The following is a 22,503-nucleotide window of genomic DNA, read 5'->3' on the forward strand; positions in this document are numbered from 1 at the left end:
GCCGCCGCTGTCGCAACAGGCGCTAGTCGCGCCCGCGGTCGGTCACTGCGATACCTGTCCCGATGCCGAAGCCACACATGCGGGCCACGCTACAAGCCCCCACCCGCCCGGCCGCAAACGAATTTCCCGGGACGCGTCACTCGCCGTAGAGGGCCTCCACCTCGCCGGCGAAGTCCCGCAGGATCGCCTCCCGGCGGAGCTTCATCGAGGGGGTCAGATGGCCGGCCGTCTCCGTGAAGTCGGTCGGCAGGACGGTGAAGCGGCGGATGGACTCGGGACGGGAGACGAGTCTGTTGGCCTCGTCGACCGCGCGCTGCAGGACCGCCCGCAGCTCCGCGTCGTCGACGAGGAGTTCCGGCGGCACCGGGTGCTTGCCGTTCATCTGCCGCCAGTGGGTGATGCCGTCGACGTCGAGGGTGATCAGGGCGGTGATGTACGGGCGGCGGTCACCGAGGACGAGGCAGTGCGAGATCAGGGGGTGCGAGCGGAGCCAGTTCTCCAGCGGCGCCGGTGCCATGTTCTTGCCGCCCGCGGTGATCAGGATCTCCTTCTTGCGGCCGGTGATGGTGAGGTAGCCGCCGTCGTCCAGCCGGCCGATGTCGCCCGTCGGGAACCAGCCGTCCGGCGCCGCCGGGACCACTCCGCCGGCGTGCGGGTCCCAGTAACCACGGAAGACCTGGCCGCCGGCCAGCAGGATCTCGCCGTCCGCCGCGATCCGCACCCGGGTGCCGGGCAGCGGCCAGCCGACCGTGCCGAGCCGGGGTTTGAGCGGCGGTGTCACGGTCGCCGCTCCGGTCGTCTCGGACAGCCCGTAGCCCTCGTACACGTCGATGCCCGCGCCCGCGTAGAAGGCGGCGAGGTCGCGGCCGAGCGGGGAGCCGCCGCAGACGACGTAACGGATCCTGCCGCCCAGCGCGTTGCGGATCCGGCGGTAGACCAGCGGGTCGTAGAAGGCGCGGGAGGCCTTCAGGGAGGCGCCGGGGCCGGACCCGGTGCCGCCGGCCCGGGCCACCGCGGCCTCGCCGTAGCGGCGGGCGACCTTCGCGGCGCGGTCGAACGCCGGTGCCCGGCCGCCGCGTTCGGCCGCGGCGCGGGCGCTGTTGTAGACCTTCTCCAGCATGTACGGGATGGCCAGCAGGAAGGTCGGCCGGAAGGCCGCGAGGTCGGCCAGCAGGTCCTCCGCCTTCAGGCTGCCCGCGTGCCCCAGCCGGACCCGGGCGCGTACGCAGGCCACGGCCACCATGCGGCCGAACACATGGGAGAGCGGCAGGAAGAGGAGGGTGGACGCCTCCTCGCTGGTGCGTGCCTTGAAGACCGGGTAGAGGAGCTCGATCGCGTTGTCGACCTCCGCCAGGAAGTTGCTGTGGGTCAGCGCGCAGCCCTTGGGGCGGCCCGTGGTGCCCGAGGTGTAGGCGAGGGTCGCCAGGGTGTCCGGGCCGAGCATCCCGCGGCGTACGTCGACCTCGGTGTCCGGCACCGGCTCGCCCAGCTCCGCGAGCCGGTCCACGTGGCCCTTCTCGATGACCCACAGGTGCCGCAGGTCGGGCAGGTGCGGGAGTTCGGGCCCGAGGGCGGCGGCCTGGGCCGCCGTCTCGGTCACCAGCGTGACCGCCCCGGAGTCCTGGAGGATCCAGCGGGTCTGGAAGACGGACGAGGTCGGATAGACGGGGACGCTCACCAGCCCGGCGGCCCAGGCCGCGAAGTCGAGGAGCGTCCACTCGTACGACGTCTGCGCCATGATCGCGATGCGGTCGCCCGGCACCAGGCCCTCGGCGATCATGCCCTTCGCCACCGCCCGTACCTGCGCGGCGAACTCCGCCGCCGTGACGTCCGTCCAGCTCCCGTCGTCGCCGCGGCGGCTGAGGACGGGGCGGTCCGGCGCCACGGCCGCGTTCTCGAACGGCAGGTCGGCCAGCGAGCCGTGCGACACCGGCGGTACCAGCGACGGCACGGCCACCTCGCGCACCTCGCCGTCCAGTCGGCGTATCTCGGGCTCGACGAGGACCGGCCCGCCGTCCGGGTCGTATGCGAGCGACGACGCCGACGTCTGCTGCGGTACGGGCGAGGAAGAGTACGAGATGGGCATGGCAGCTCCTGGGGCCTGCAGCGTGGTACGGCTTCGCTGCATGAGGTACGCACGGCGCGTACGGAGGCGTTCACCGATGGGGCGTGCTGGGGGCGTCCCCGGGGTTCAGGTGGCAGATGGTACGGCTCCCACGTGGGGAGGTTGTGCGGGTTCGAAGAGGTTCCCGGGCCGGGGATGTGGAGTACCGGAGGCCTTGCGGCAGTTGTGCTTACCTCCGGTAACCTTACTGAGGAGTAAAGCAGGACGGTGAGAGTGAGGAAACGGCTGTGTCCCTGTCCGACCACCTTCCGCTCGTCACCGGCGCCCTCCGCTCCCCCTTCAAACGCCCCCGCCCGGACGCCGACTTCCCCCGGAACCGGCTGCTCCGGTCCGGTGTCCGCGTCGACCTGGACCGGCTCGCCGCCTACGCGCGGGTGTGCGGCCTCCCGACCGGCGAGGACACCCTCCCCCTCACCTATCCGCACGTCCTGGCCTTCCCGACGGCCATGCGGCTGATGAGCGGCCGGGGCTTCCCGCTCCCGCTGCTCGGCCTGGTGCACACCTCGATCGACCTCACCCGCCGCACGGCCCTGCGGGCCGACGGCACCTACGAACTCGTCGTGCACGTCGAGGGACTGGCCCCGCACCGCCGCGGGACGCAGGCGACGGTGGTGACCGAGGCCCGCACGCAGGGCGAGGTGGTGTGGGAGTCCCGGAGCACCTATCTGGCGCGCCGTCGCACGGTCGGCGCGCAGGCGCGCGGCGACCGGACGCCGTCCGCCTCCCGGGGAGGCGAGCCGTCGTCCGCGGGGACCGCGTGGCGGCTCGCCGCCGACGTCGGACGGCGCTACGCCGCCGTCTCCGGCGACCGCAACCCCATCCACCTGCACCCGCTCACCGCCCGCCCGTTCGGCTTCCCGCGCCCCATCGCGCACGGCATGTGGACGGTGGCCCGCTGCCTGGCCGCGCACGGCACGCCCGACGCGGTGCGGGTGCGGGCGGAGTTCCGGGCACCGGTGCCGCTGCCGGGGACGGTGGAGTACGCCGCGGACGACGGGCGGTTCGCGCTGCGCGGCGACGGCGGCCGGATCCACCTCACCGGGACCGTCCGGCCGCACACCACGGACAGGCCCTCAGTCCGACGGGGGTGACCAGCGGCGGCCCGCGAGGAGTTCACCGAGCCCCGACCAGGCGAAGTTCATCAGCGTCGCCGTCGCCTGCCGGGCCGTCACATGCGGGCTGCGGTTGGCCCAGTCGGCGAGCGACTCGGCGGCGCCGACCAGGGCCTCGGCGAGCCCGGCTACCTCGGGCTCCGGCAGCCCGGGATCCCGGTGCGCGTCGCGGGCGGCCTCGGCGATCAGCTGCGTGACGAAGGCGACGATGTCCGCGCGCACCGCCCTGACCTCGGCGGCGAACACCTCACCGTGGCTACGGGCCTGGACGTGCAGCACGGACCAGCCGTCGGGGTGCTGGGCGGTGTGGGTGAAGAACGCCAGCAGCCCGTCCCAGAGCCGGCGGTCGGCCGGCACCTCGCGCCGGACGCCGGCCCGGACGGCGTCGAAGAGCGCCCGGGCCTCGCGGCGGATGCAGGCCGTGAAGAGGTCGTCCTTGGAGTTGAGGTAGAGGTACACCAACGGCTTGGACACACCCGCCAGTTCGGCGATGTCGTCCATCGACGCCGCGATGTACCCCCGTTGCCCGAAGATGCGGACGGCGGCGTCCAGCATCTGCTGCTCACGGACCGCACGCGGCATCCGCTTGGTCTTCACGGCACCCATGCGGTTCAGCGTACGGTCCGCGCGGCAGGTGTCGGGCCGGTACCGGTCACGCGCCGGTTCAGGCGGCGACGGCCACCCGCTCCCGCTCCTCCACCGGCGAGCCGCCCGCGCTGTCGTACGCCTCCCGGTCGAGCAGCCCCTCACGGGCCGCCACGACGACCGGCACCAGCGCCTGCCCGGCCACGTTCGTGGCCGTGCGCATCATGTCCAGGATCGGGTCGATGGCGAGCAGCAGGCCGACGCCCTCCATCGGCAGACCGAGGGTGGACAGGGTGAGGGTCAGCATGACCGTGGCGCCGGTCAGACCGGCCGTCGCGGCCGAGCCGACCACCGACACGAAGGCGATCAGCAGGTAGTCGCCGACCCCGAGCTGGATGTCGAAGATCTGCGCGACGAAGATCGCGGCGATGGCCGGGTAGATCGCGGCGCAGCCGTCCATCTTGGTGGTCGCGCCGAACGGCACGGCGAAGGAGGCGTACTCCTTCGGGACGCCGAGGCGCTCGGTGACCTTCTGCGTCAGCGGCATGGTGCCCACGGACGACCGGGACACGAAGGCCAGCTGGATGGCGGGCCAGGCGCCCTTGAAGAACTGGAGCGGATTGGCCTTGGCGACGGTGGCGAGCAGCACCGGGTAGACCACGAACAGCACGAGCGCGCAGCCGACGTAGATGTCGGCGGTGAAGGTCGCGTACTTGCCGAGCAGGTCCCAGCCGTAGGTGGCGATGGCCGTGCCGATGAGGCCGACGGTGCCCAGCGGGGCGAGCCGGATGACCCACCACAGGGCCTTCTGGAGCAGTTCGAGGACGGACTCGCTCAGGGTGAGGATCGGCTGGGCCTTCTCACCGAGCTGGAGGGCGGCGACACCGGCGACGGCGGCCATGAACACGATCTGGAGCACGTTCAGTTCGGTGAACGGCGTGATCACGTCGGTCGGGACGATGCCCGTGAGGAAGTCGATCCAGGAGCCGGTCTTCTCGGGCAGTTCCCCGTCCTTGGGGGTGAGGCCGGTACCGGCGCCGGGGTTGGTGACCAGGCCGATGGCGAGACCGATGGCCACCGCGATCAGCGAGGTGATCATGAACCAGAGGAGGGTGCGGGACGCGAGGCGTGCCGCGTTGTTGACCTTCCGCAGGTTGGTGATCGAGACCAGGATGGCGAAGAACACGAGCGGGGCGACGGCGAGCTTGAGCAGGCCTATGAAGGTGTCGCCGACCTTTTCCAGCGCGGTGACGAGCCAGGAGACGTCCTGGCTCCTGGCCGTCCAGCCGAGCAGGACGCCGAGGAGGAGGCCGAGAAGTATCTGGGCCCAGAAGGGGACCTTGGGCAGCTTGAAGGACTGCGTGTGCGTGGACACGGACATGCTCCGGTGAGGGTGCGCGAGGGCTGACGTGGGGACGGGGGTCGCGGAACGTCAGAGGCGACAGATCGCGGACGCGCACCAGCAGAGGTCCACGTGCAGACGCGCCACCAGCAGCGGGCACACGGGCATGCGCTCAGGCATGACGGGCGCGGCTGATGACTTCATGCGCCGACCTTAACACCAGAGCTTTGAGATCCCCAAAGCCTTACTTTGAGAGGTACACAGCGGGCATTACCTTACGAATCCCGACAAAGCAGTCTCAGGAGGTCTGGCCCTGCGCGCGCGCCGCGTCGTCCGCGGTGTCCTCCTGGCTGCGGCTGGCCTCGAAGTTGGCCTTGACGCGGTCCACCTTCTGCACGATCCGCACGGACGCCCGGTCCCGCTCCTTGCGCAGCACGACGAAGCTGATCGGCGCCGAGACGACGAGCGCGAGCAGCACCACCCAGATGCCGTTGGAGGCGCCGAGCCCGCGGGGGGCGACACCGGAGTAGACGAGGCCCCAGACGACCACGAGGCAGCCCACGAAGATTCCGAGGCGCATCAGCGTGTAGCGGAGCATCTCAATCCACTCTTCCGTGTCGAAGGGCCAGAACTACCCAAAGGGCACCGTCCAGTGAAGCACGCCCGCGAGCCGATCTTGCAAGGGGGTGCGTGCCGCGGGCGCTTGCGGGCGCTCAGTGCAGCGGCAGCAGCATGATGACGTCGTCGCGGTCGTCGCCGGGGGCGACACGGATCGCGTCCGGGATGCGGCCGACCTCCTTGTAGCCGCAGGACCCGTAGAAGCGCTCGAGGCCCATGCCGCTGCGGCAGGTGAGGCGTATCGCCTCGATGCCCTCGAACCCGCGGGCGGCGTCCGCCGCGGCCGCCAGCAGATCACGGCCGTACCCCTTGCCCTGGTGACGCGGGTGCACCATCACCGTGTACAGCCACAGCCAGTGCCCCATCAGCCGATGGGTGTTGAAGGTGAGGAAGGCGGTCGCGGCGATGCGGCCGTCCTCGTCGAATCCGGCGAGCAGCCGGCTGCGGCCCTCGGCCAGCGCCACGAACTGCTTCACCAGTTCGGGGCGCACCGCCTCGCGCGTCACGGGCGGGACGAATCCGACGGCTCCACCGGCGTTGGTGACGTCCGTCCAGAGGTCGAGCAGGCCGTCGCGCAGGGAGCGGTCGACGGCGGGATCGAGCGTGAACGTAAGGGGCATGCGGGGATCGTACCTATTACGGACGCGGTCTGGCGAGAGGCTTCCGAGACGTGCCGGCGACCGGCCGCGCCCGTGCCCTCACGCCAGTATCCGTGCCGCCACGCCGAGATCCGAGACCAGCCCCTGGTACGCCGCCTCCCGGTCGTCGGCGCGCAGCACCGACGACGGGTGCACGGTGGGCACCAGCCGCTCGCGGCGCCCGTGGATCTCCTCCTCCAGCACGGTCCCGCGCACCTGCGTCACCCGGAACGACGAGCCCAGCAGCGCCTTGCCCGCGGTCGCGCCCAGCACGACGATCAGCTCGGGTTCGACGAGGGCGAGCTCGGCGGCGAGCCAGGGGCCGCACGCGGCCGCCTCCCGCAGGGTGGGCGCCTTGTGGATGCGCCGCTTACGGGGCTCCGCCCGCGTGAACTTGAAGTGCTTGACCGCGTTGGTGACGTACGTCTCACCGGGGTCGATCCCGGCCTCCGCGAGCGCCCGGTCGAGGAGCTTCCCGGCGGGGCCCACGAACGGCCTGCCCTGCCGGTCCTCCTGGTCGCCGGGCTGTTCGCCGACGAGCATCACACGTCCCTGGGCGTTTCCCGCGCCGAAGACGGTCCGGGTGGCGTCGCGGTGCAGCGGGCAGCCCCGGCAGCCGGCGGCGGCCTCGCGCAGGGCGTCGAGGCTCGCGGCCTCCGCCGGGACGAAGGGCTCGGCGCTGTACCGGTCCTCGGGTGCCGCCGTACGGGAAGTCACGGTCGCCGGGTACCCCGGGCCGGGTCCGCGCGAAACGGGCGCCCGAGGGCGCAATCAGAGCCGCATCGGCTGCGGGGCCTCGCGGCGCGCCGGGTCCGGGCCCTCGAACTCGCGGATGACCTCGTACCGCGTGTTGCGCTCCACGGGACGGAAGCCGGCGTCGCGGATGAGGTCCAGCAGGTCGTCGCGGGTGAGCTTGTGAGGCGTGCCGTAGTTGTCGGCGTCGTGGGTGATCTTGTACTCGACGACCGAGCCGTCCATGTCGTCCGCGCCGTGCTGGAGGGCGAGCTGGGCGGTCTGCAGGCCGTGCATCACCCAGAAGACCTTGACGTGCTGGACGTTGTCGAAGAGCAGCCGGGAGACGGCGAAGGTCTTCAGGGCCTCCAGCGGGGTCGCCATGGCCGTACGGGCCTGAAGGCGGTTGCGGACCTTGCCGTCCTTCATGTCGACGAAGTCGTGCTGGTAGCGCAGCGGGATGAAGACCTGGAAACCGCCGGTCTCGTCCTGCAGTTCACGCAGCCGCAGCACGTGGTCGACCCGGTGGCGGGGCTCCTCGATGTGCCCGTAGAGCATGGTCGAGGGGGTCTTGAGCCCCTTCTCGTGCGCCAGCCGGTGGATGCGCGACCAGTCCTCCCAGTGGGTGCGGTGGTCCACGATGTGCTGCCGGACCTCCCAGTCGAAGATCTCGGCGCCACCGCCGGTGAGGGACTCCAGACCGGCGTCGATCAGCTCGTCGAGGATCTCCGACGCCGAGAGGCCGGAGATCGTCTCGAAGTGGTGGATCTCGGTGGCGGTGAAGGCCTTCAGCGAGACGTCCGGGAGGGCGGCCTTCAGCTCGCGCAGGGAGCGCGGGTAGTAGCGCCACGGCAGGTTGGGGTGCAGGCCGTTGACGATGTGCAGCTCGGTGAGGTTGTCCGCCTCCATCGCCTTGGCGAGCCCCACGGCCTCCTCGATGCGCATCGTGTACGCGTCCTTCTCCCCCGGCTTGCGCTGGAAGGAGCAGTACGCGCAGGAGGCCGTACAGACGTTGGTCATGTTGAGGTGGCGGTTGACGTTGAAGTGCACGACGTCGCCGTTCTTGCGCGTGCGCACCTCGTGGGCGAGACCGCCGAGCCAGGCCAGGTCGTCCGACTCGTACAGCGCGATGCCGTCCTCACGAGTCAGCCGCTCACCGGAGCGGACCTTCTGCTCCAGCTCGCGCTTGAGCCCGACATCCATGCGCACACCTCTCTCCGACAGACTCCGCACACCGTACTCCCCGCCCCTCGGGCGGCGGTGACCCCGTTCGACGCTGCGCGTCTACACCTCCTCGGGCAGCTCACCCACCCGGTTCTCCCACTTCGTGGACAGCACGATGGTGGTGCGGGTCCGGGACACGCCCTTGGTGCCGGAGAGCCGGCGGATGATCTTCTCCAGTCCGTCCACGTCGGTCGCGCGCACCTTGAGCATGAACGAGTCGTCACCGGCGATGAACCAGCAGTCCTCGATCTCCGGCAGGTCCCGCAGCCGCTGCGCCACGTCCTCGTGGTCGGCGGCGTCGGAGAGCGAGATGCCGATCAGGGCGATGACGCCGAGGCCCAGCGAGGCGGCGTTCACGGTGGCCCGGTAGCCGGTGATGACGCCGGCCGCCTCCAGCCGGTTGATGCGGTCGGTGACGCTGGGCCCCGACAGCCCGACGAGGCGCCCCAGCTCCGCGTAGGAGGCCCGGCCGTTCTCTCTCAGGGCCTGGATGAGCTGCCTGTCCACGGCGTCCATGCGATCGAAGCCTTCCACTGAAGAGTCTGACGAGTTGGAAAGGGGTGAGGGGTCGGGGTGCGGCTCAGGTGGTGCGCGAACCGCCCCCGAGTTCGCCCGCCCAGCGGCGGTAGAGCGTGTGCGGCACGCCGGCCGCGTCGAGGACCCGGCCGGCGACGAAGTCGACGAGGTCCTGGATGTGGGTGGCGCCCGCGTAGAAGGCCGGCGAGGCGGGTACGACGGCCGCCCCCGCGTCGTCCAGGGCGACGAGGTGGCGCAGCGTCTGTCCGCCGAGCGGTGCCTCCCGCACGGCCACGACCAGCGGGCGGCCCTCCTTCAGGGTGACGCTCGCGGCCCGTTGCAGCAGGTCCTTGGAGAGCCCGAGGGCGACACCGGCCACGCAGGCGGTGGACGCCGGCACGATGAGCATCCCCTTCGCCGGGTACGAGCCCGAGGACGGCCCGGCGGCCAGGTCCCCCGCGCTCCAGTGCCGTACGCCGTCGAGGTCCACGGCGAAGGTGTCCGGCTTTCCGTCGGCCCCCCTGGCCAGCCATTCCCGCAGGTCGCTCCGCCAGTGCGCGTCCCGGAAGGAGAGCCCCGTCTCGTCCAGCAGGGTGAGCCGCGAGGCCCGGCTGACGACCAGGTCGACGCTCTCCCCGGCAGCGAGCAACGCACGCAGCACAGCAGCCGCATACGGCGTTCCGGAAGCTCCGGACACCCCCACGATCCAAGGCGCGCGCTGCGATTCCCCTGCGTTCACATCTTGAGCGTACCGGTGCGCGCAGCGGACCTCAGGACGGGTCGTCCGCCTGGGGATCGACGGGGAGCCGGCCGCCGGGCAGTGTCGGCCTGCCCGGCGACCGTCCTCACACGGTCAGGCCCCGGACCAGGAGGTCGAGGAGGGCGCACGCGAACAGGGCGATGCCGATGAAGCCGTTGACGCTGAAGAACGCGCGGTCGAGGCGGGACAGGTCGTGCGGGCGGACGATCGTGTGCTCGTAGACGAACGCGCCCGCGACGGCCAGCAGGCCCAGCCAGAAGAACGCGCCGGCGCCGGTGGCCAGGGCGTACCAGACGAACAGGGCGGTGGTCAGGGCGTGGCACGCGCGGGCCGCCCAGATCGCCGCCGGGATGCCGAAGCGGGCCGGCACCGACATGACGCCGATCTCCCGGTCGGTCTCGACGTCCTGGCAGGCGTAGATCAGGTCGAAGCCGCCGATCCAGATGCCGACGGCGAGGCCGAGGATCACGGCGTCCCAGGACCACTCGCCGGTGATCGCGAGCCAGCCGCCGATCGGGCCCATGGCCTGGGCGAGGCCGAGGATGGCCTGGGGGAAGTTCGTGAACCGTTTGCCGTAGGGGTAGATCACCATCGGGATGACGGCGACCGGGGCGAGGGCCAGGCAGAGCGGGTTGAGCAGGGCCGCCGCGCCGAGGAAGACGACCAGCGCGATCAGGGCGCCGGTCCAGGCGTGCCGTACCGACATCGCGCCGGTGACCAGTTCGCGCTGGGCGGTGCGCGGGTTCCGGGCGTCGATCTCGCGGTCGATGATCCGGTTGACGGCCATGGCGAAGGTGCGCAGGCCGACCATGCAGACGGTGACCAGCAGGAGCCGGCCCCAGTGGATGTTGCGGTCCAGGTCGAACATCGCGGTGAGGGCGGCGATGTAGGCGAAGGGCAGCGCGAAGACCGAGTGCTCGATCATCACCAGCCGCAGGAAGGCCTTGGTGCGGCCCGGCTGCGGCAGCGCGGCGGATGCGGAACTCACAGGCCGTACTCCCTCCAGCGGCGGTCCACCTTGGCCGCCGTCTCCGGATCGGACTCCACCATGTCGGGCCACCCTCCGTCGCGCGTGTACCCCTCCTCGGGCCACTTCTTCGTCGCGTCGATGCCCGCCTTGCCGCCCCAGAACTGCTGGTACGACGCGTGGTCGAGATGGTCGACGGGGCCCTCGACGACGCTGAGGTCGCGGGCGTAGTCGGTGTTGCCGAGGGCCCGCCAGGCGACCTCGTGCAGGTCGTGGACGTCGCAGTCGGAGTCGACGACCACGATCAGCTTGGTCAGGGACATCATGTGCGCGCCCCAGACCGCGTGCATGACCTTCTGCGCGTGCTTGGGGTACTTCTTGTCGATCGAGACGATCGCGCAGTTGTGGAAGCCGCCCGCCTCGGGCAGGTGGTAGTCCACGATGTCCGGCACGATGATCTTCAGCAGCGGGAGGAAGAAACGCTCCGTCGCACGGCCGAGCGGTCCGTCCTCGGTCGGCGGCCGGCCCACGACGATCGACTGGAGCAGCGGCCGCTTCCGCATCGTGACGCAGTCGATCTTCAGCGCGGGGAACGGCTCCTGCGGCGTGTAGAAGCCGGTGTGGTCGCCGAACGGGCCCTCGGGGAGCATCTCGCCGGGCTCCAGCCAGCCCTCGACGACGACCTCCGCCTGCGCCGGCACCTGCAGCGGCACGGTCTTGCAGTCGACCATCTCGATCCGCTTGCCCGCGAGGAACCCGGCGAACAGGTACTCGTCGATGTCGCCGGGGAGCGGCGCGGTGGAGGCGTACGTCACGGCGGGCGGGCAGCCGAAGGCGATCGCGACAGGCAGCCGCTCGCCCCGGCGGGCGGCGACCTGGTAGTGGTTGCGGCTGTCCTTGTGGATCTGCCAGTGCATGCCGATGGTGCGCCGGTCGTGGCGCTGGAGGCGGTACAGGCCGAGGTTGCGGACGCCCGTCTCGGGGTCCTTGGTGTGGGTCAGGCCCAGGTTGAAGAAGGAGCCGCCGTCCTTGGGCCAGGTGAACAGGGCCGGAAGCTGCTCCAGGTCGACGTCGTCGCCGTGCAGGACGACCTCGTGGACAGGGCCGTCCTTGACCTTCTTCGGCGGGACGTGGGTCATCGTGCCGAGCTTGCCGAAGGCCTCGCGCACCCCGACGAACCCGTGCGGCAGTTCGGGCCGCAGCAGCCCGCCGATCTTCTCGGAGATCTCCCCGTACGACTTCAGCCCCAGCGCCTTCAGCAGCCGCCGGTCGGTTCCGAACACGTTCATGGCGAGGGGCATGGACGAGCCCTTCACCTTCTCGAAGAGCAGTGCGGGGCCGCCCGCCTTCTGCACCCGGTCGACGATCTCCCCGACCTCCAGATACGGGTCGACCTCCACCTTGATGCGCTTCAGGTCCCCCTCGCGCTCCAGTGCCCTGAGCAGGGAGCGAAGATCGTCGTAAGCCATGCGGACAAGTATCCCCGAGGGGCTACCCTGGCCCCGTCACGGGGGCCGTGCGAGCGGCCCCCGACCGCCGTTCCACGAGGTGACCGCCGATGCTCCGGATCCTGATGTTCGTCGTGCCCCTGGCGTTGAGCGTGTACGCGTTCATCGACTGCATCAGCACCGACGAGAAGGACATCCGGCACATCCCGAAGCCGCTGTGGGCGATCCTGGTGCTCCTCTTCCCGCTCGTCGGCTCGATCTCCTGGCTGATCGCGGGCAAGCGCCGGCGCCCGGAGACACGGCCCGGACGCGGCGCGCGGTGGGTCGCGCCCGACGACAACCCCGAGTTCCTGAAGTCGCTCTCGGAGGACGAGGACGAGGACGAGAAGGGCCGCAAGAGGGACGGCGACGAGGCCTGACGCTCAGTCGGCGGAGGCCTCCCCGGCCTCCACGACCCTGAGGTGCTCCCCGCCGAACTCCGCCACGAGGACGTCCCTGGCGGCGTCCGGGTCGTCGACGCCGACGTGCACCCATCCCCGCTCGTCCACCCCGACCTCACGCAGCTCGAAAGTGCCGTCCCAGCGGTTCATGTCGGCCGAGACCCGTGCCGCGAGGGCGTCCAGATCACGGCGGTCGACGTCGGTGTCGTACAGGCGCAGGGTCACTCCCTTTCCGGTAGCACCGCAGACGTCGGCGTCGAAGGCCGCGGAGGGTACGCGGTAGACGTCCACGGTCCGGGCGCCCTCGTCGACGGAGAGCCCGGTGAAGACGTCCGTGTGCCGCTGGGCCCGGCTGCTGACGGACGCGAGCGTCTCCTGCAGGTCGCGCCCTGGCACCCGTCCGGCGCACTCGGACGCCCGCGTGGGGCCGCCCGGTTGCTCGTCCGTCACGGTCCGGCCCTCGACGGCGCATCCCGGGAGCACCCCGAAAACCCCGAACACCAGCACGCCGGCCGCGACGGCCCACCCGTCCCTCTTCATCTCCGCCTCCGTCCGTCACCCGTCCTCACTGTGACGCCGAAGGGGCCGCGTACGTTCGGTCCCCGGCGGGGGACCCTGCGCGAGGAGGGAACCCCCGGCGGCGCCGGCTGCCCCAGCGGCAAACGGCCGAGCCCCGCGTCCGCCATCGCCGCAACCGCCCGGCGACCTGCGGCACCCCTGCGAAGACGCCCAGCGCCTCCCACCCGTCGATCCCGTCGTCCTCGGCCGGCGCCTCCCCCGCACGTGGGGCCGTGACGGATCGGGGCGGTGGGGCGTTGCCCGGGTGTCGTCGCGCCGGGAGAGTGGACCCATGGATCTGGCACCGGATCAGGCACGGGCACGCGCGTGGCTCGCCACCGCCGTCGCCGAGGCCCGCGCGGGACTCGCGGGGGGCGGCATCCCGATCGGCGCCGCGCTGTACGGCCCCGACGGCACCCTCCTCGGCCGGGGCCACAACCGGCGCGTGCAGGACGGCGATCCCTCGGCGCACGCGGAGACGGCGGCCTTCCGGGACGCGGGACGGCAGCGGTCGTACCGCGGTACGACGATGGTGACGACCCTCTCGCCGTGCTGGTACTGCTCAGGGCTCGTCCGGCAGTTCGGCATCTCCCGGGTGGTGATCGGCGAGGCGGTCACCTTCCGCGGCGGGCACGAGTGGCTGGCGGAGCACGGCGTGCAGATCGTGCTCCTGGACGACCCCGGGTGCGTGGCGATGATGCGCGCCTTCATCGCCACGCACCCGGCTCTGTGGAACGAGGACATCGGTGAGTGACTCCCCCACCCCCCGCATCCCGACGATCGATCTGCGGCCCTGGCTGTCCGGTGACGACGACACCCGCGCCCGCATCGCCCGTACCGTCGACGAGGCCCTGCAGAGCGCCGGTTTCCTCCTGGTCACCGGGCACGGCGTGGACCCGGGACTGCGCGCCCGCCTCCGCGCGACCGCCCGGGCGTTCTTCACCCTCCCCGCGCCCGTGAAGCAGCGGTACGCCGCGAAGGTCGGCGGGCGCGGCTGGCTCGGGCCCGGCGCGGAGGCCAACGGCCACGCGGAGGGCACCGAGACCCCGCCGGACCTGAAGGAGTCGCTGACCTTCGCGACGCACGAGCCGTTCGACGACCCGGTGGTCGACGCGCAGTGGTACGCGCCGAACGTCTTCCCGGCGGAGGTGCCCGCACTGAGGCCGCTCTGCGAGGAGTACCTGGCGCGGATGGCCGTGCTGGAGAACGAGTTGCTCTCCCTGCTCGGCCGGGCTCTCGGCCTCGAAGCCGACTTCTTCACGCGGCACATGGGCCGTCCCACGTACGGCTTCAACATCAACTGGTACCCGGGCAGGGACGTGCTCGGCGCGCCCGAGCCCGGCCAGTTCCGGATCGGCCCGCACACCGACTTCGGGACGGTCACCCTCCTCGACCGGCAGGCCGGAAAGGGCGGGCTCCAGGTGTACACGGACGAGGGCGGCTGGGCGGACGCCCCGTGGGACCCGGCGGCATTCACCGTCAACATCGGTGACCTGATGGCGCGTTGGACCGGGGACCGCTGGCGCTCCGGCCGCCACCGCGTCCTGCCGCCGCCCGCGGACGCCCCCGCCGAGGAGCTGATGTCGCTGGTCTACTTCGGCGAGTGCACGCCGGGGACCCGGGTGGAGTCGGTCCCGGCGCCGGTGGGGCGGGTGGCGTACGAGCCGGTGGACTCACATGTGTATCTGCGGGAGAAGCTGGACTCGATCACGGTGGAGTGAGCCGTGCCACGGGGCTCCCGCTACGGGAGCCCCGCCGCCAGCACCTCAATCAGACGTTCGAAGCGATTCCGCCAGCCGCCCTCCGACTGCTGCTCCCCCTCGAACTCATGGGTGAACCGCAGGGCGCTGCCCTCACCGTCCCGCTCCAGATGGAACCGGACGCGGCCGCCGCCCTCCACCGTGTACTCGGCGACCCGGTCGACGTCCCAGGCGGTGACCTCTCCCGAACCGAGGTCACGCAGGGTGACCGCGCCGCCGAGGTGCGGTTCGAGCACGTCGGCCTGGGTGAACCAGGCCGCGAGCCCGTCGGCCGTGGCCAGCGCGGGCCAGACCTGCTCCATGGACCGGGGGAGCCGCACCAGGAAGTGCAGGATGTGCGTGTTCCCGTGGGTCTGGCTGATGCCCTGCTCGATGGAACCGGTCATGACACCAGCCTGACCCGTCACGCCGGGGCACGCACGTGTTACGGCCGCTCCCCGGCCTCGTCGACGACCGTGCGCTCGACGACCGCGCTGGTGCCGTCCACCAGGCCGTCGGCGCCGACCACGCGCTCACCGAGGAAGGTGAGGGTCTTCTCGTCGAAGATCAGCTCCTCGCGCTCACCGTCACCGGACCGGGTGATCGCGACGCCCGTGCGCCCCAGGGAGTCCTTCGCTCCGTGGACCACCTCGACGCCGGGGATCGTCGCGGCCGCCCGGTACAGCGCCGCGCCGACCTCCGGCGGCATGAGCGACTCCCGGATCAGGTCGCCGAAGAGCACGAAGGCGGCGTGGTCCCGGTCGGGGCGCTCCTCGTCGACCTGCGCGCCGGCGGTGCGGTACAGCCAGTCCCGCATCGCGTCCGCGTCGGTCGGCAGCTTCGACAGCGCACGGTAGTTGGTGGCCCGCTCCTGGCCGGAGCCCTCGGGGTCCAGCGGCAGGCGCTCGTGGCCCGGCCGGTCCTCCTCCAGGAGCCCCGCGCGCGTGCCGTCGACCGACAGCCAGATCTCCCGGTCGTGGACGGGGCCGGGCGGCACTCGGCGTCCGTCGACATGACCGGCGTAGGCGTCCCGGCTCTTGACGTAGACGAACTGGTCGTCCCGGATGCCGCCGGGCACCTCGGACTTCTCGGCCGCCAGCGCGATGTCCTCCAGCAGGGCCACCGCCTCCTTCGAGGCGGCGGGCGTCCCGGAGGACCCGGCCGGCACGGCGAAGGTGAGCGCGACCGCGGTGACCGCCGCGGCGGCTCCGGCCACCAGCGTGGGACGCAGCCAGGGCCTGCGGGCGGGCCTGGGGTCGCAGGACTGCCGGATCTCGGTCATCAGATGCTCCTTGAGGAGTCGGTGACGGCCCGGCGGAAGGTCTCTCTCGGAGAACTCGTTCACAGGTTTCCCTCCCCTACGGGCTTGACCGCGATGCTGCGGTCACCTCTCATCTGTCCGCGCATGCTCGGCGGTTCCATGTGTTTCGCGAGTTTTGTCCTGGCACGTGAGAGCCGCGACCGCACGGTCCCCACCGGCACCCCGAGCGCCTCGGCGGCGGCCTGGTAGTCGAGACCCGACCACACGCACAGCGCCAGCACCTCCCGCTCGGCCCGCCGCAACCGGGCCAGGGCGGTGCGTACGAGGGCCAGCTGGGCGGCGTCGTCGATCCGCCCGGCGACCTCGTCGGCGAAGTCACGCTCCGCCTCCTCGCGGGGGAGCCGGGCGACGGCGGCCGCGTGTCGTCGCGCGGCGCGGCGGGTGTTGCGGGCGACGTTGGTGGCGATGCCGAGCAGCCAGGGCCGCAGGGAGCCGCCCTCGTCGTCGACCTTCTCGCGCAGCCGCCAGGCGTCCAGGAAGGTCAGCGAGACGATGTCCTCGGCGCTCGCCCAGTCGCCGGTGAGCCGGTAGGCGTGGTTGTAGACGGAGCGCGCGTAGGCGTCGAAGAGCTCACCGAATGCCTGGTGGTCCCCGGCGCGTACGCGTCGGCGCAGTTGTGCTTCCACGTCCACTTGCCTGTCCGTACGACGAAGGCCGGTTCCCGTGACGCGGGTCACGGGAACCGGCCTTCTCCTGTGCCGCGGGGCTCAGAACCCGACGGACCGCAGGGCACCCAGCCCCACGTCGGCGTACGAGTGCTTGCCGGAGACGAAGATGTTGACGCCGTAGTAGTTGAACAGCCAGCAGCCGAACGCGACCAGCGCCAGGTACGCGGCCTTGCGGCCCTTCCAGCCGGCCGTGGCACGGGCGTGCAGGTAACCGGCGTAGGCGACCCAGGTGATGAAGGACCAGGTCTCCTTGGGGTCCCAGCCCCAGTAGCGGCCCCACGCGTCGCCGGCCCAGATCGCGCCCGCGATGATCGTGAACGTCCACAGCGGGAAGACGGCGGCGTTGACCCGGTAGGAGAACTTGTCGAGCGAGGATGCGGCGGGCAGCCGCTCCAGCACGGAACTGGCGAACCGGCCCGGTGTGCCGCCGCCCGCGAGCTTGTTCTCGTAGGAGTCGCGGAAGAGGTAGAGCACCGTGGAGACGGCGCCGACGTAGAAGACGGCGCCGCACAGGATCGCGGTCGAGACGTGGATGTACAGCCAGTACGAGTGGAGCGCGGGGACCAACTGGTCGCTGGCGGTGTACAGGACGGTAACGGCCACGCCGAGATCGAGGAGGACGGACGTGATCAGCGGGAGGCCGAGCCAGCGGATGTTCTTCCGCAGCGCGAGCAGCGCGAGGTACACGCCGACGGCGACGGTGGAGAAGGTGATGTTGAACTCGTACATGTTGCCCCACGGCGCCCGCTGCACCGACAGGGCTCGCGCGAGCACACCGCCGAACTCGACGAGGAACGCGAGCACGGTGAGGGACACGGCGATGCGCCCGTAGAGGTCGCCCTTCTCGTCGCCGCCGTGCGCCCCGGGCCCGTCGGGCACGTCACGGGTGCCGGCCGCGGCCCGGACGACGACCTTCGGCCGCTCCATCACGGCGGTCCCGCCGGCCTTCCTCACCGTGACGGCCGGAGCCTGGGCGGCCCCCTCGGCGGCGGTGAGCGCGGCGGCCGTACGGCCGACCTTGCTACGGCTGCCGAAGATCCATTCGGCGATGTAGGCGAAGAAGGCCAGGGTGTAGACGGCCATCGCGGAGTAGATCAGCGTGTTGCTGAGGTCCGCGAGGTTCTCGTTGGTCGCGGCGGCGAGAGTCACTTCTCAGCCCCTTCGGCAGGTACGGCATCGGGGTCGGTGTCGGGGTCGGGGGAATCTGCGGGGTGGTCGTCGGGGTCCGGCGCGCCCGGCGCCTTCTCGTACAGCGTCGCGGCGAGATCGCCGAGCTCCTCCGGAACCTTGGCGGACTCGCTGCGGCCGAGGCCGGCCATCTCGACGACGGTGACGCCGTCGGCGCCTCGCACCGCGCGCACCCACACGCGACGGCGCTGGATGAACAGGGACGCCGCCAGACCGAGGATGGCGGCCACGGCGCCGGACAGGGCCCAGCCGCTGCCGGGCTGCTGGGTGATCTGGAAGCCGGCCCACTCCTTGACGCCCTCGAAGGTGACCGAACCGGCCCCGTTCGGCAGGGTCATGGTCTCGCCGACCGCCAGCCGCTTCTTGAACAGCTTGCCCTGGGAGTCCTTGAACTCCTCGAGGTTCTTCTTGTTCAGCTGGTAGACGCTCTGCGGGATCCCGGAGTCGACACCGAGATCGCCGTGGTACGCCGACAGCGCGAGCCGCGGGTTCAGCAGCGCCGGGAACTGGGAGAGCATCGTGCCGTGGCCCTCGCCGGCGAAGCTGGGCACGAAGAAGGCGTTGAAGCCGAGCTGTTCCTTCTCACCCTTGGCGTTGCGGTAGCCGTCCCGCACCATGAGCGCGCCGGAGGAGGTGACGTTGGCGTCCAGCGGCAGCAGCGGCACGGCCTCCTTGTCCATCACCACGTTCCCCTCGGCGTCCCGCACGGTGACGATCGGGGCGTAGCCGTGGCTGACCAGGTAGACCTTGGAGCCGTCGATCTCCAGCGGCTCGTTGACCTTGACGGTGATCGGCCGTTCCTTGCCGTAGGCGCCGACGCCGTAGCCGAGGCTCGCCTCGAAGGTGCGCGGGGTGCCCCGGTTGGGGCCGGTGGCCTCGTAGGTGCCGTGGAAGTCCTTGAGGGTGAAGCTGAACGGGTCCAGGTCGTCCGGGGTGAAGAGGTTGCCGGACTTGAAGTCGTCGTACTGCGTGAGGGTGTTGGCGAAGCCGTCCCCCTCCAGGATCAGCTTGTTGCCCTCGGACTTGAACAGCTGGCCCCAGGCGAAGGCGATCAGCATCACGATCAGGGCGATGTGGAAGGCGAGGTTGCCGACCTCCCGCAGATAGCCCTTCTCGGCGGCGACCGCGTCACCGGCGAGGTGGGCGCGGAAGCGGCGCTTCTTCAGCAGGGTGAGCGCGGCCTCGCGGACCTGCTCGGGCTCGGCCTCGGTGCGCCACGTGGTGTAGGCGGGCAGCCGGGTCAGGCGCCGGGGCGCGCCCGGCGGCCGGCTGCGCAGCTGGCCGACGAACTGCCAGGTGCGCGGCACGATGCACCCGATGAGGGAGACGAACAGCAGGATGTAGATCGCGGAGAACCACACCGAGCTGTAGACGTGGAAGAGGCCGAGGGTGTCGTACAGCGGCGCGAGGGTCTCGTGCCGCTTGCGGAAGTCGGCGACCTGGGTCGCGTCGACGCCGCTCTGCGGGATCAGCGACCCGGGGATCGCGGCCAGCGACAGCAGCAGGAGCAGCAGCAGCGCGACCCGCATGGAGGTGAGCTGCCGCCAGAACCAGCGGGCCCAGCCGATGACGCCGAGGGCGGGCAGGTTCGGGGCGTCCTCCGCGGGCGCGGTGGACAGCTGGGAGCCGGCCGCGCCGAGGTCCTGGTCCTGACTCGGGTCCGGGTGCTGTTCCCGGGCCTGGTCCGCCGAGGCGTCGGTCGCCCTTGCCGTGGTCTTGCTCATCGATCAGATCCCCACAGTGAAGCCGTTGGACCAGGTCTGCATGTCCTGCACCAGGCGGTCCCACGCCCCGGTCAGCAGCAGCACACCGGTCGCGATCATCATGATCCCGCCGATGCGCATCACCCACACATAGTGGCGCTTGACCCAGCCGAAGGCGCCGAGGGCCTTGCGGAAGGCGACCGCGGCGAGCACGAAGGGGACGCCGAGGCCGAGGCAGTAGGCGACGGTGAGGACGGCTCCGCGTCCCGCGCTGGCCTGGTTGGAGGAGAGCGCGAGCACGGAGGCGAGGGTCGGCCCGATGCAGGGGGTCCAGCCGATGCCGAACAGCGCGCCCAGCACCGGGGCTCCGACGAGCCCGGTCGACGGCCGGGTGTGGAAGCGGAACTCCCGCTGCGTCAGCCAGGGCATCAGCCCCATGAAGAAGACGCCCATCGCCACCATGAGCACCCCGAGCACCTTGGTCAGCGTGGCCTGGTACTCCAGCAGGGTCGAGCCGAAGTAGCCGAACAGCGCGCCGCCGGAGACGAAGACGGCGGTGAAGCCGAGCACGAACAGCGAGGCGCCGACGACCATCCGCCCGCGCCGGGCCTCGGCGAGGTCGGTGCCGGTGACCCCGGTCACGTAGGAGAGATAGCCGGGGACGAGCGGCAGGACGCACGGGGAGAAGAAGGAGACGAGGCCGCCGAGGAGCGCGACGGGCAGGGCGAGCAGCAGCGCGCCGCCCCGCACGGTGTCGTTGAGCCCGGTCGCGGCGAGCTCGGTGACTGCCCCCACGTCACTTCTCCGCGAGGACCGGGTCGAGCATCTCGCGCACCTTCTCCTCGCTCAGCGGCTGGAGCGTGCGCGCGGCGACCTTGCCGTCCCGGTCGATGACGAGCGTGGACGGGATGGCCTGCGGGTTGAGCGTGCCCTTCTCGAACCGGAGCATCAGTCTGCCCGTCGGGTCGTACAGGCTCGGGTAGGTGACGCCGAACTCCTTCTCGAAGGCGAGCGCCGGACCGGTGCTGGTGTCGCGCGTGTTGATGCCGACGAACTGGACACCCTGGTCCTTGGTGTCCTGGTAGACCGCTTCGAGGTTCTTGGCCTCGGCCCGGCACGGGGCGCACCACGAGCCCCACACGTTCAGGACGACGACCTTGCCCTTGTAGTCGGCGACGTCGAACTGCCCGCCGTCGATGGTCTTGCCGGACAGGTCGGGCGCGGCGGCCCGGTCGCCCTTGCCGGCGGTGTCGATGCCGTCGGAGCCCGCGACGAAGTTCGTCTCGCCGCCGCCCCCGGACGTACCGCCGGAGCCGCACGCGGACAGCAGCAGCGCGGCGACGGCGGCGCCGGAGGTGGCGAGCAGGGCGGTACGGCTACGGGCGCGACGGGCGGCACTCATGTGAAAAGTTTCGCATGCCCGTTCTGGGGATCTTGCGCACCCCCCTCGGGGGCGGACACCCGCCTGTCAGGCGGCGTTCCCCGACCCCGCGGTGCCGGTCGCGGGCGCCTCGACGAAGCCCTTCCAGCCGCCGGCGGGCGCCTGTCCCACGTCCAGGGTGCGCAGCTGGTCGAGGACCTCCGGCCGCTGCACGTCCAGCCAGTCCACGAACTGCCGGAAGGAGACCAGCCGTACGTCGCCGCCCTTCTCCCTCTCCCCCGCGATGTACTTCAGGGCCTCCTCGACGGCGTCCATGTATATGCCGCCGTTCCACTGCTCGAAGTGGTTGCCGACGAAGAAGGGGGCGCGATTTGTCTCGTATGCCCGTTTGAAGCCCTGGATGTAGGCCTGCGCGGACTGCTCGCGCCAGCCCGGGTAGTGGTACGCGGGAGCGTTGGTGGAGTTCACCGACTGGTTGGCGAGCATGTTGTAGTCCATCGAGAGGACTTCGAAGGAGCGCCCGGGGAACGGTATCTGCTGGAGCGGAAGGTCCCATATGCCCTGTTTTTTCTGCGGCCAGACCTGACGGCCCCCCGGCGAGGAGGCGTCGTAGCGCCAGCCCAGCTCACGGGCGGTGGTCAGCAGGCTGTCCTGGCCGAGCAGACAGGGCGTGCGACCGCCGACGAGTTCCTTGTCGTAGTCGAAGGGCAGCGACGGCAGATCGGTCCAGCCCGAGTTGGTCCGCCACTCCTTCACGAACGACTTGGCCTGGTCGATCTCGCTGCGCCACTGCTGCGGCGTCCAGTTGCCGACCGAGCCGGAACCGGCACAGAAGTGGCCGTTGAAGTGGGTGCCTATCTCGTGGCCCTCCAGCCACGCCCGGCGCACGCCCGCCAGCGTGTCCTTGATGTGCGCGTCCGTGAGATAGCCGATGTCGGAGGCGCCACGCGGGTTGTTCGGCGGGTCGTAGAGCCGCTTCTTCGACTCGGGCAGCAGATACAGCCCCGAGAGGAAGAAGGTCATGTGCGCCTCGTGCTCCTTGGCGAGGTCCAAAAAGCGCGGGAAGAGCCCGTTGCCCACCTCGCCGGCGCCGTCCCAGGAGAAGACCACGAACTGCGGCGGGGTCTGACCGGGCTCCAGCGGCACGGGCCGGTCCGGCTGCATCGGCTGCTTGCCGGTGAAGGAGGTCGACCCGTCGCCGAGGGGACGGGCGGTGGGCCTGGGGCTGGGGCTGCCGCCGGTCGGACCGCTGTGCGGGGTCCGACCGGAACCGCCGGGGTGGCCGGAACCGTCCGAGGAGGTGAGGGTTCCGCATCCGGCGAGCCCCAGTGCGGCGGCGGCCCCGGCGCCGAGTCCCATCGCTCCCCGTCGACTGATGTGAGGCATGCCATCCCCGTCCGTTGCGCTCGCTGGTGTCACCCAGTCAGACAGCGCGGCG

At 71.2% G+C, this 22,503-nt stretch carries 25 protein-coding genes; 4 read left to right on the forward strand and 21 right to left on the reverse strand.

Going from position 1 to position 22,503, the window contains the following annotated elements; all coding sequences use genetic code 11:
- Positions 1–136 precede the first annotated feature (136 nt).
- Entirely contained in the window at positions 137–2,086 is a 1,950-nt protein-coding gene (locus tag ACZ7LV_RS23445) for an AMP-dependent synthetase/ligase (protein WP_471941847.1), read from the reverse strand.
- A gap of 266 nt (positions 2,087–2,352) precedes the next feature.
- Between ACZ7LV_RS23445 and ACZ7LV_RS23450 the strand changes: the two genes are divergently transcribed.
- Positions 2,353–3,216 (forward strand): MaoC family dehydratase, encoded by an 864-nt coding sequence (locus ACZ7LV_RS23450; protein WP_471941848.1) that lies wholly within the window; start codon positions 2,353–2,355, stop codon positions 3,214–3,216.
- Here the strand turns inward: ACZ7LV_RS23450 and ACZ7LV_RS23455 are convergent.
- From ACZ7LV_RS23455 to ACZ7LV_RS23505, 11 genes are all read right to left on the reverse strand, one after another.
- Complete coding sequence (locus ACZ7LV_RS23455; protein WP_471941850.1) at positions 3,199–3,843, reverse strand: TetR/AcrR family transcriptional regulator; 645 nt, start codon at positions 3,841–3,843, stop codon at positions 3,199–3,201. The two genes, ACZ7LV_RS23450 and ACZ7LV_RS23455, sit on opposite strands and share 18 nt — an antisense overlap.
- Positions 3,844–3,901: 58 nt before the next feature.
- Positions 3,902–5,203 carry a dicarboxylate/amino acid:cation symporter gene (locus ACZ7LV_RS23460; RefSeq protein WP_471941851.1) on the reverse strand — a complete coding sequence of 434 codons (1,302 nt, stop codon included), beginning with the start codon at positions 5,201–5,203 and terminating at the stop codon, positions 3,902–3,904.
- Between the two features lie 51 nt (positions 5,204–5,254).
- Positions 5,255–5,344, reverse strand: coding sequence for a putative leader peptide (locus tag ACZ7LV_RS23465; RefSeq protein WP_401680223.1), 90 nt, complete (start codon positions 5,342–5,344; stop codon positions 5,255–5,257).
- Positions 5,345–5,462: 118 nt separating this feature from the next.
- Positions 5,463–5,762, reverse strand: coding sequence for a DUF4229 domain-containing protein (locus tag ACZ7LV_RS23470; RefSeq protein ID WP_471941853.1), 300 nt, complete (start codon positions 5,760–5,762; stop codon positions 5,463–5,465).
- A gap of 115 nt (positions 5,763–5,877) precedes the next feature.
- Positions 5,878–6,402: a GNAT family N-acetyltransferase gene (locus tag ACZ7LV_RS23475; RefSeq protein ID WP_401679436.1), complete on the reverse strand. Its 525-nt coding sequence runs from the start codon at positions 6,400–6,402 to the stop codon at positions 5,878–5,880.
- Between the two features lie 78 nt (positions 6,403–6,480).
- On the reverse strand, positions 6,481–7,137 hold the full coding sequence (locus ACZ7LV_RS23480) for a UdgX family uracil-DNA binding protein (RefSeq protein WP_471941854.1): 657 nt from the start codon (positions 7,135–7,137) through the stop codon (positions 6,481–6,483).
- Between the two features lie 54 nt (positions 7,138–7,191).
- On the reverse strand, positions 7,192–8,355 hold the full coding sequence (gene mqnE, locus ACZ7LV_RS23485; RefSeq protein WP_471941855.1) for an aminofutalosine synthase MqnE: 1,164 nt from the start codon (positions 8,353–8,355) through the stop codon (positions 7,192–7,194).
- A gap of 81 nt (positions 8,356–8,436) precedes the next feature.
- Positions 8,437–8,892, reverse strand: coding sequence for an Lrp/AsnC family transcriptional regulator (locus ACZ7LV_RS23490; RefSeq protein ID WP_351610121.1), 456 nt, complete (start codon positions 8,890–8,892; stop codon positions 8,437–8,439).
- Positions 8,893–8,956: 64 nt separating this feature from the next.
- Positions 8,957–9,631, reverse strand: coding sequence for a UbiX family flavin prenyltransferase (locus ACZ7LV_RS23495; protein WP_471941857.1), 675 nt, complete (start codon positions 9,629–9,631; stop codon positions 8,957–8,959).
- 106 nt (positions 9,632–9,737) lie between these two features.
- Positions 9,738–10,640, reverse strand: coding sequence for a menaquinone biosynthesis prenyltransferase MqnP (gene mqnP, locus ACZ7LV_RS23500; protein WP_471941859.1), 903 nt, complete (start codon positions 10,638–10,640; stop codon positions 9,738–9,740).
- A complete protein-coding gene (locus tag ACZ7LV_RS23505; protein WP_471941861.1) occupies positions 10,637–12,088 on the reverse strand; it encodes a menaquinone biosynthesis decarboxylase in 1,452 nt (483 codons plus the stop codon). The genes mqnP and ACZ7LV_RS23505 overlap by 4 nt, the downstream gene beginning before the upstream one ends.
- A gap of 89 nt (positions 12,089–12,177) precedes the next feature.
- Here ACZ7LV_RS23505 and ACZ7LV_RS23510 point away from each other — a divergent pair, with 89 nt between their 5' ends.
- Complete coding sequence (locus ACZ7LV_RS23510; protein ID WP_471941862.1) at positions 12,178–12,486, forward strand: PLD nuclease N-terminal domain-containing protein; 309 nt, start codon at positions 12,178–12,180, stop codon at positions 12,484–12,486.
- A 3-nt stretch (positions 12,487–12,489) separates the two neighbouring features.
- Here ACZ7LV_RS23510 and ACZ7LV_RS23515 read toward each other — a convergent pair whose 3' ends face one another.
- A complete protein-coding gene (locus ACZ7LV_RS23515) occupies positions 12,490–13,047 on the reverse strand; it encodes a hypothetical protein (RefSeq protein WP_471941864.1) in 558 nt (185 codons plus the stop codon).
- Positions 13,048–13,357: 310 nt separating this feature from the next.
- Between ACZ7LV_RS23515 and ACZ7LV_RS23520 the strand changes: the two genes are divergently transcribed.
- Positions 13,358–13,819: a nucleoside deaminase gene (locus ACZ7LV_RS23520; RefSeq protein WP_471941866.1), complete on the forward strand. Its 462-nt coding sequence runs from the start codon at positions 13,358–13,360 to the stop codon at positions 13,817–13,819.
- Complete coding sequence (locus ACZ7LV_RS23525) at positions 13,812–14,786, forward strand: isopenicillin N synthase family dioxygenase (RefSeq protein ID WP_471941868.1); 975 nt, start codon at positions 13,812–13,814, stop codon at positions 14,784–14,786. Before ACZ7LV_RS23520 ends, ACZ7LV_RS23525 begins: the two co-directional genes overlap by 8 nt.
- Before the next feature lie 20 nt (positions 14,787–14,806).
- Here ACZ7LV_RS23525 and ACZ7LV_RS23530 read toward each other — a convergent pair whose 3' ends face one another.
- From ACZ7LV_RS23530 to ACZ7LV_RS23565, 8 genes are all read right to left on the reverse strand, one after another.
- Positions 14,807–15,211 carry an SRPBCC domain-containing protein gene (locus ACZ7LV_RS23530; protein ID WP_471941870.1) on the reverse strand — a complete coding sequence of 135 codons (405 nt, stop codon included), beginning with the start codon at positions 15,209–15,211 and terminating at the stop codon, positions 14,807–14,809.
- A gap of 38 nt (positions 15,212–15,249) precedes the next feature.
- Positions 15,250–16,149 (reverse strand): CU044_5270 family protein, encoded by a 900-nt coding sequence (locus ACZ7LV_RS23535; protein WP_471941872.1) that lies wholly within the window; start codon positions 16,147–16,149, stop codon positions 15,250–15,252.
- Positions 16,146–16,751: an RNA polymerase sigma factor gene (locus ACZ7LV_RS23540; protein ID WP_471941967.1), complete on the reverse strand. Its 606-nt coding sequence runs from the start codon at positions 16,749–16,751 to the stop codon at positions 16,146–16,148. The genes ACZ7LV_RS23535 and ACZ7LV_RS23540 overlap by 4 nt, the downstream gene beginning before the upstream one ends.
- An 81-nt stretch (positions 16,752–16,832) precedes the next feature.
- On the reverse strand, positions 16,833–17,942 hold the full coding sequence (gene ccsB, locus ACZ7LV_RS23545) for a c-type cytochrome biogenesis protein CcsB (RefSeq protein ID WP_471941874.1): 1,110 nt from the start codon (positions 17,940–17,942) through the stop codon (positions 16,833–16,835).
- Entirely contained in the window at positions 17,939–19,705 is a 1,767-nt protein-coding gene (resB, locus tag ACZ7LV_RS23550; RefSeq protein WP_471941875.1) for a cytochrome c biogenesis protein ResB, read from the reverse strand. The genes ccsB and resB overlap by 4 nt, the downstream gene beginning before the upstream one ends.
- 3 nt (positions 19,706–19,708) lie before the next feature.
- On the reverse strand, positions 19,709–20,479 hold the full coding sequence (locus ACZ7LV_RS23555) for a cytochrome c biogenesis CcdA family protein (protein WP_401679392.1): 771 nt from the start codon (positions 20,477–20,479) through the stop codon (positions 19,709–19,711).
- Between the two features lies 1 nt (position 20,480).
- Complete coding sequence (locus ACZ7LV_RS23560) at positions 20,481–21,086, reverse strand: TlpA family protein disulfide reductase (RefSeq protein ID WP_471941876.1); 606 nt, start codon at positions 21,084–21,086, stop codon at positions 20,481–20,483.
- A gap of 66 nt (positions 21,087–21,152) precedes the next feature.
- The gene (locus ACZ7LV_RS23565; protein ID WP_471941878.1) at positions 21,153–22,451 is read right to left on the reverse strand and encodes a polysaccharide deacetylase family protein; all 1,299 of its coding nucleotides are present in this window, start codon (positions 22,449–22,451) and stop codon (positions 21,153–21,155) included.
- Between the last annotated feature and the right edge of the window lie 52 nt (positions 22,452–22,503).

The organism is Streptomyces sp. NPDC107562, assembly GCF_055657325.1.

Bases quoted from the DNA above. Each gene is read 5' to 3' on its own strand.
- ACZ7LV_RS23445 (WP_471941847.1), bottom strand. From the start codon at position 2,086: ATGCCCATCTCGTACTCTTCCTCGCCCGTACCGCAGCAGACGTCGGCG.
- ACZ7LV_RS23455 (WP_471941850.1), bottom strand. From the start codon at position 3,843: ATGGGTGCCGTGAAGACCAAGCGGATGCCGCGTGCGGTCCGTGAGCAG.
- ACZ7LV_RS23460 (WP_471941851.1), bottom strand. From the start codon at position 5,203: ATGTCCGTGTCCACGCACACGCAGTCCTTCAAGCTGCCCAAGGTCCCC.
- ACZ7LV_RS23465 (WP_401680223.1), bottom strand. From the start codon at position 5,344: ATGCCTGAGCGCATGCCCGTGTGCCCGCTGCTGGTGGCGCGTCTGCAC.
- ACZ7LV_RS23470 (WP_471941853.1), bottom strand. From the start codon at position 5,762: ATGCTCCGCTACACGCTGATGCGCCTCGGAATCTTCGTGGGCTGCCTC.
- ACZ7LV_RS23475 (WP_401679436.1), bottom strand. From the start codon at position 6,402: ATGCCCCTTACGTTCACGCTCGATCCCGCCGTCGACCGCTCCCTGCGC.
- mqnE (WP_471941855.1), bottom strand. From the start codon at position 8,355: ATGGATGTCGGGCTCAAGCGCGAGCTGGAGCAGAAGGTCCGCTCCGGT.
- ACZ7LV_RS23490 (WP_351610121.1), bottom strand. From the start codon at position 8,892: ATGGACGCCGTGGACAGGCAGCTCATCCAGGCCCTGAGAGAGAACGGC.
- ACZ7LV_RS23505 (WP_471941861.1), bottom strand. From the start codon at position 12,088: ATGGCTTACGACGATCTTCGCTCCCTGCTCAGGGCACTGGAGCGCGAG.
- ACZ7LV_RS23510 (WP_471941862.1), top strand. From the start codon at position 12,178: ATGCTCCGGATCCTGATGTTCGTCGTGCCCCTGGCGTTGAGCGTGTAC.
- ACZ7LV_RS23515 (WP_471941864.1), bottom strand. From the start codon at position 13,047: ATGAAGAGGGACGGGTGGGCCGTCGCGGCCGGCGTGCTGGTGTTCGGG.
- ACZ7LV_RS23520 (WP_471941866.1), top strand. From the start codon at position 13,358: ATGGATCTGGCACCGGATCAGGCACGGGCACGCGCGTGGCTCGCCACC.
- ACZ7LV_RS23530 (WP_471941870.1), bottom strand. From the start codon at position 15,211: ATGACCGGTTCCATCGAGCAGGGCATCAGCCAGACCCACGGGAACACG.
- resB (WP_471941875.1), bottom strand. From the start codon at position 19,705: ATGAGCAAGACCACGGCAAGGGCGACCGACGCCTCGGCGGACCAGGCC.
- ACZ7LV_RS23560 (WP_471941876.1), bottom strand. From the start codon at position 21,086: ATGAGTGCCGCCCGTCGCGCCCGTAGCCGTACCGCCCTGCTCGCCACC.
- ACZ7LV_RS23565 (WP_471941878.1), bottom strand. From the start codon at position 22,451: ATGCCTCACATCAGTCGACGGGGAGCGATGGGACTCGGCGCCGGGGCC.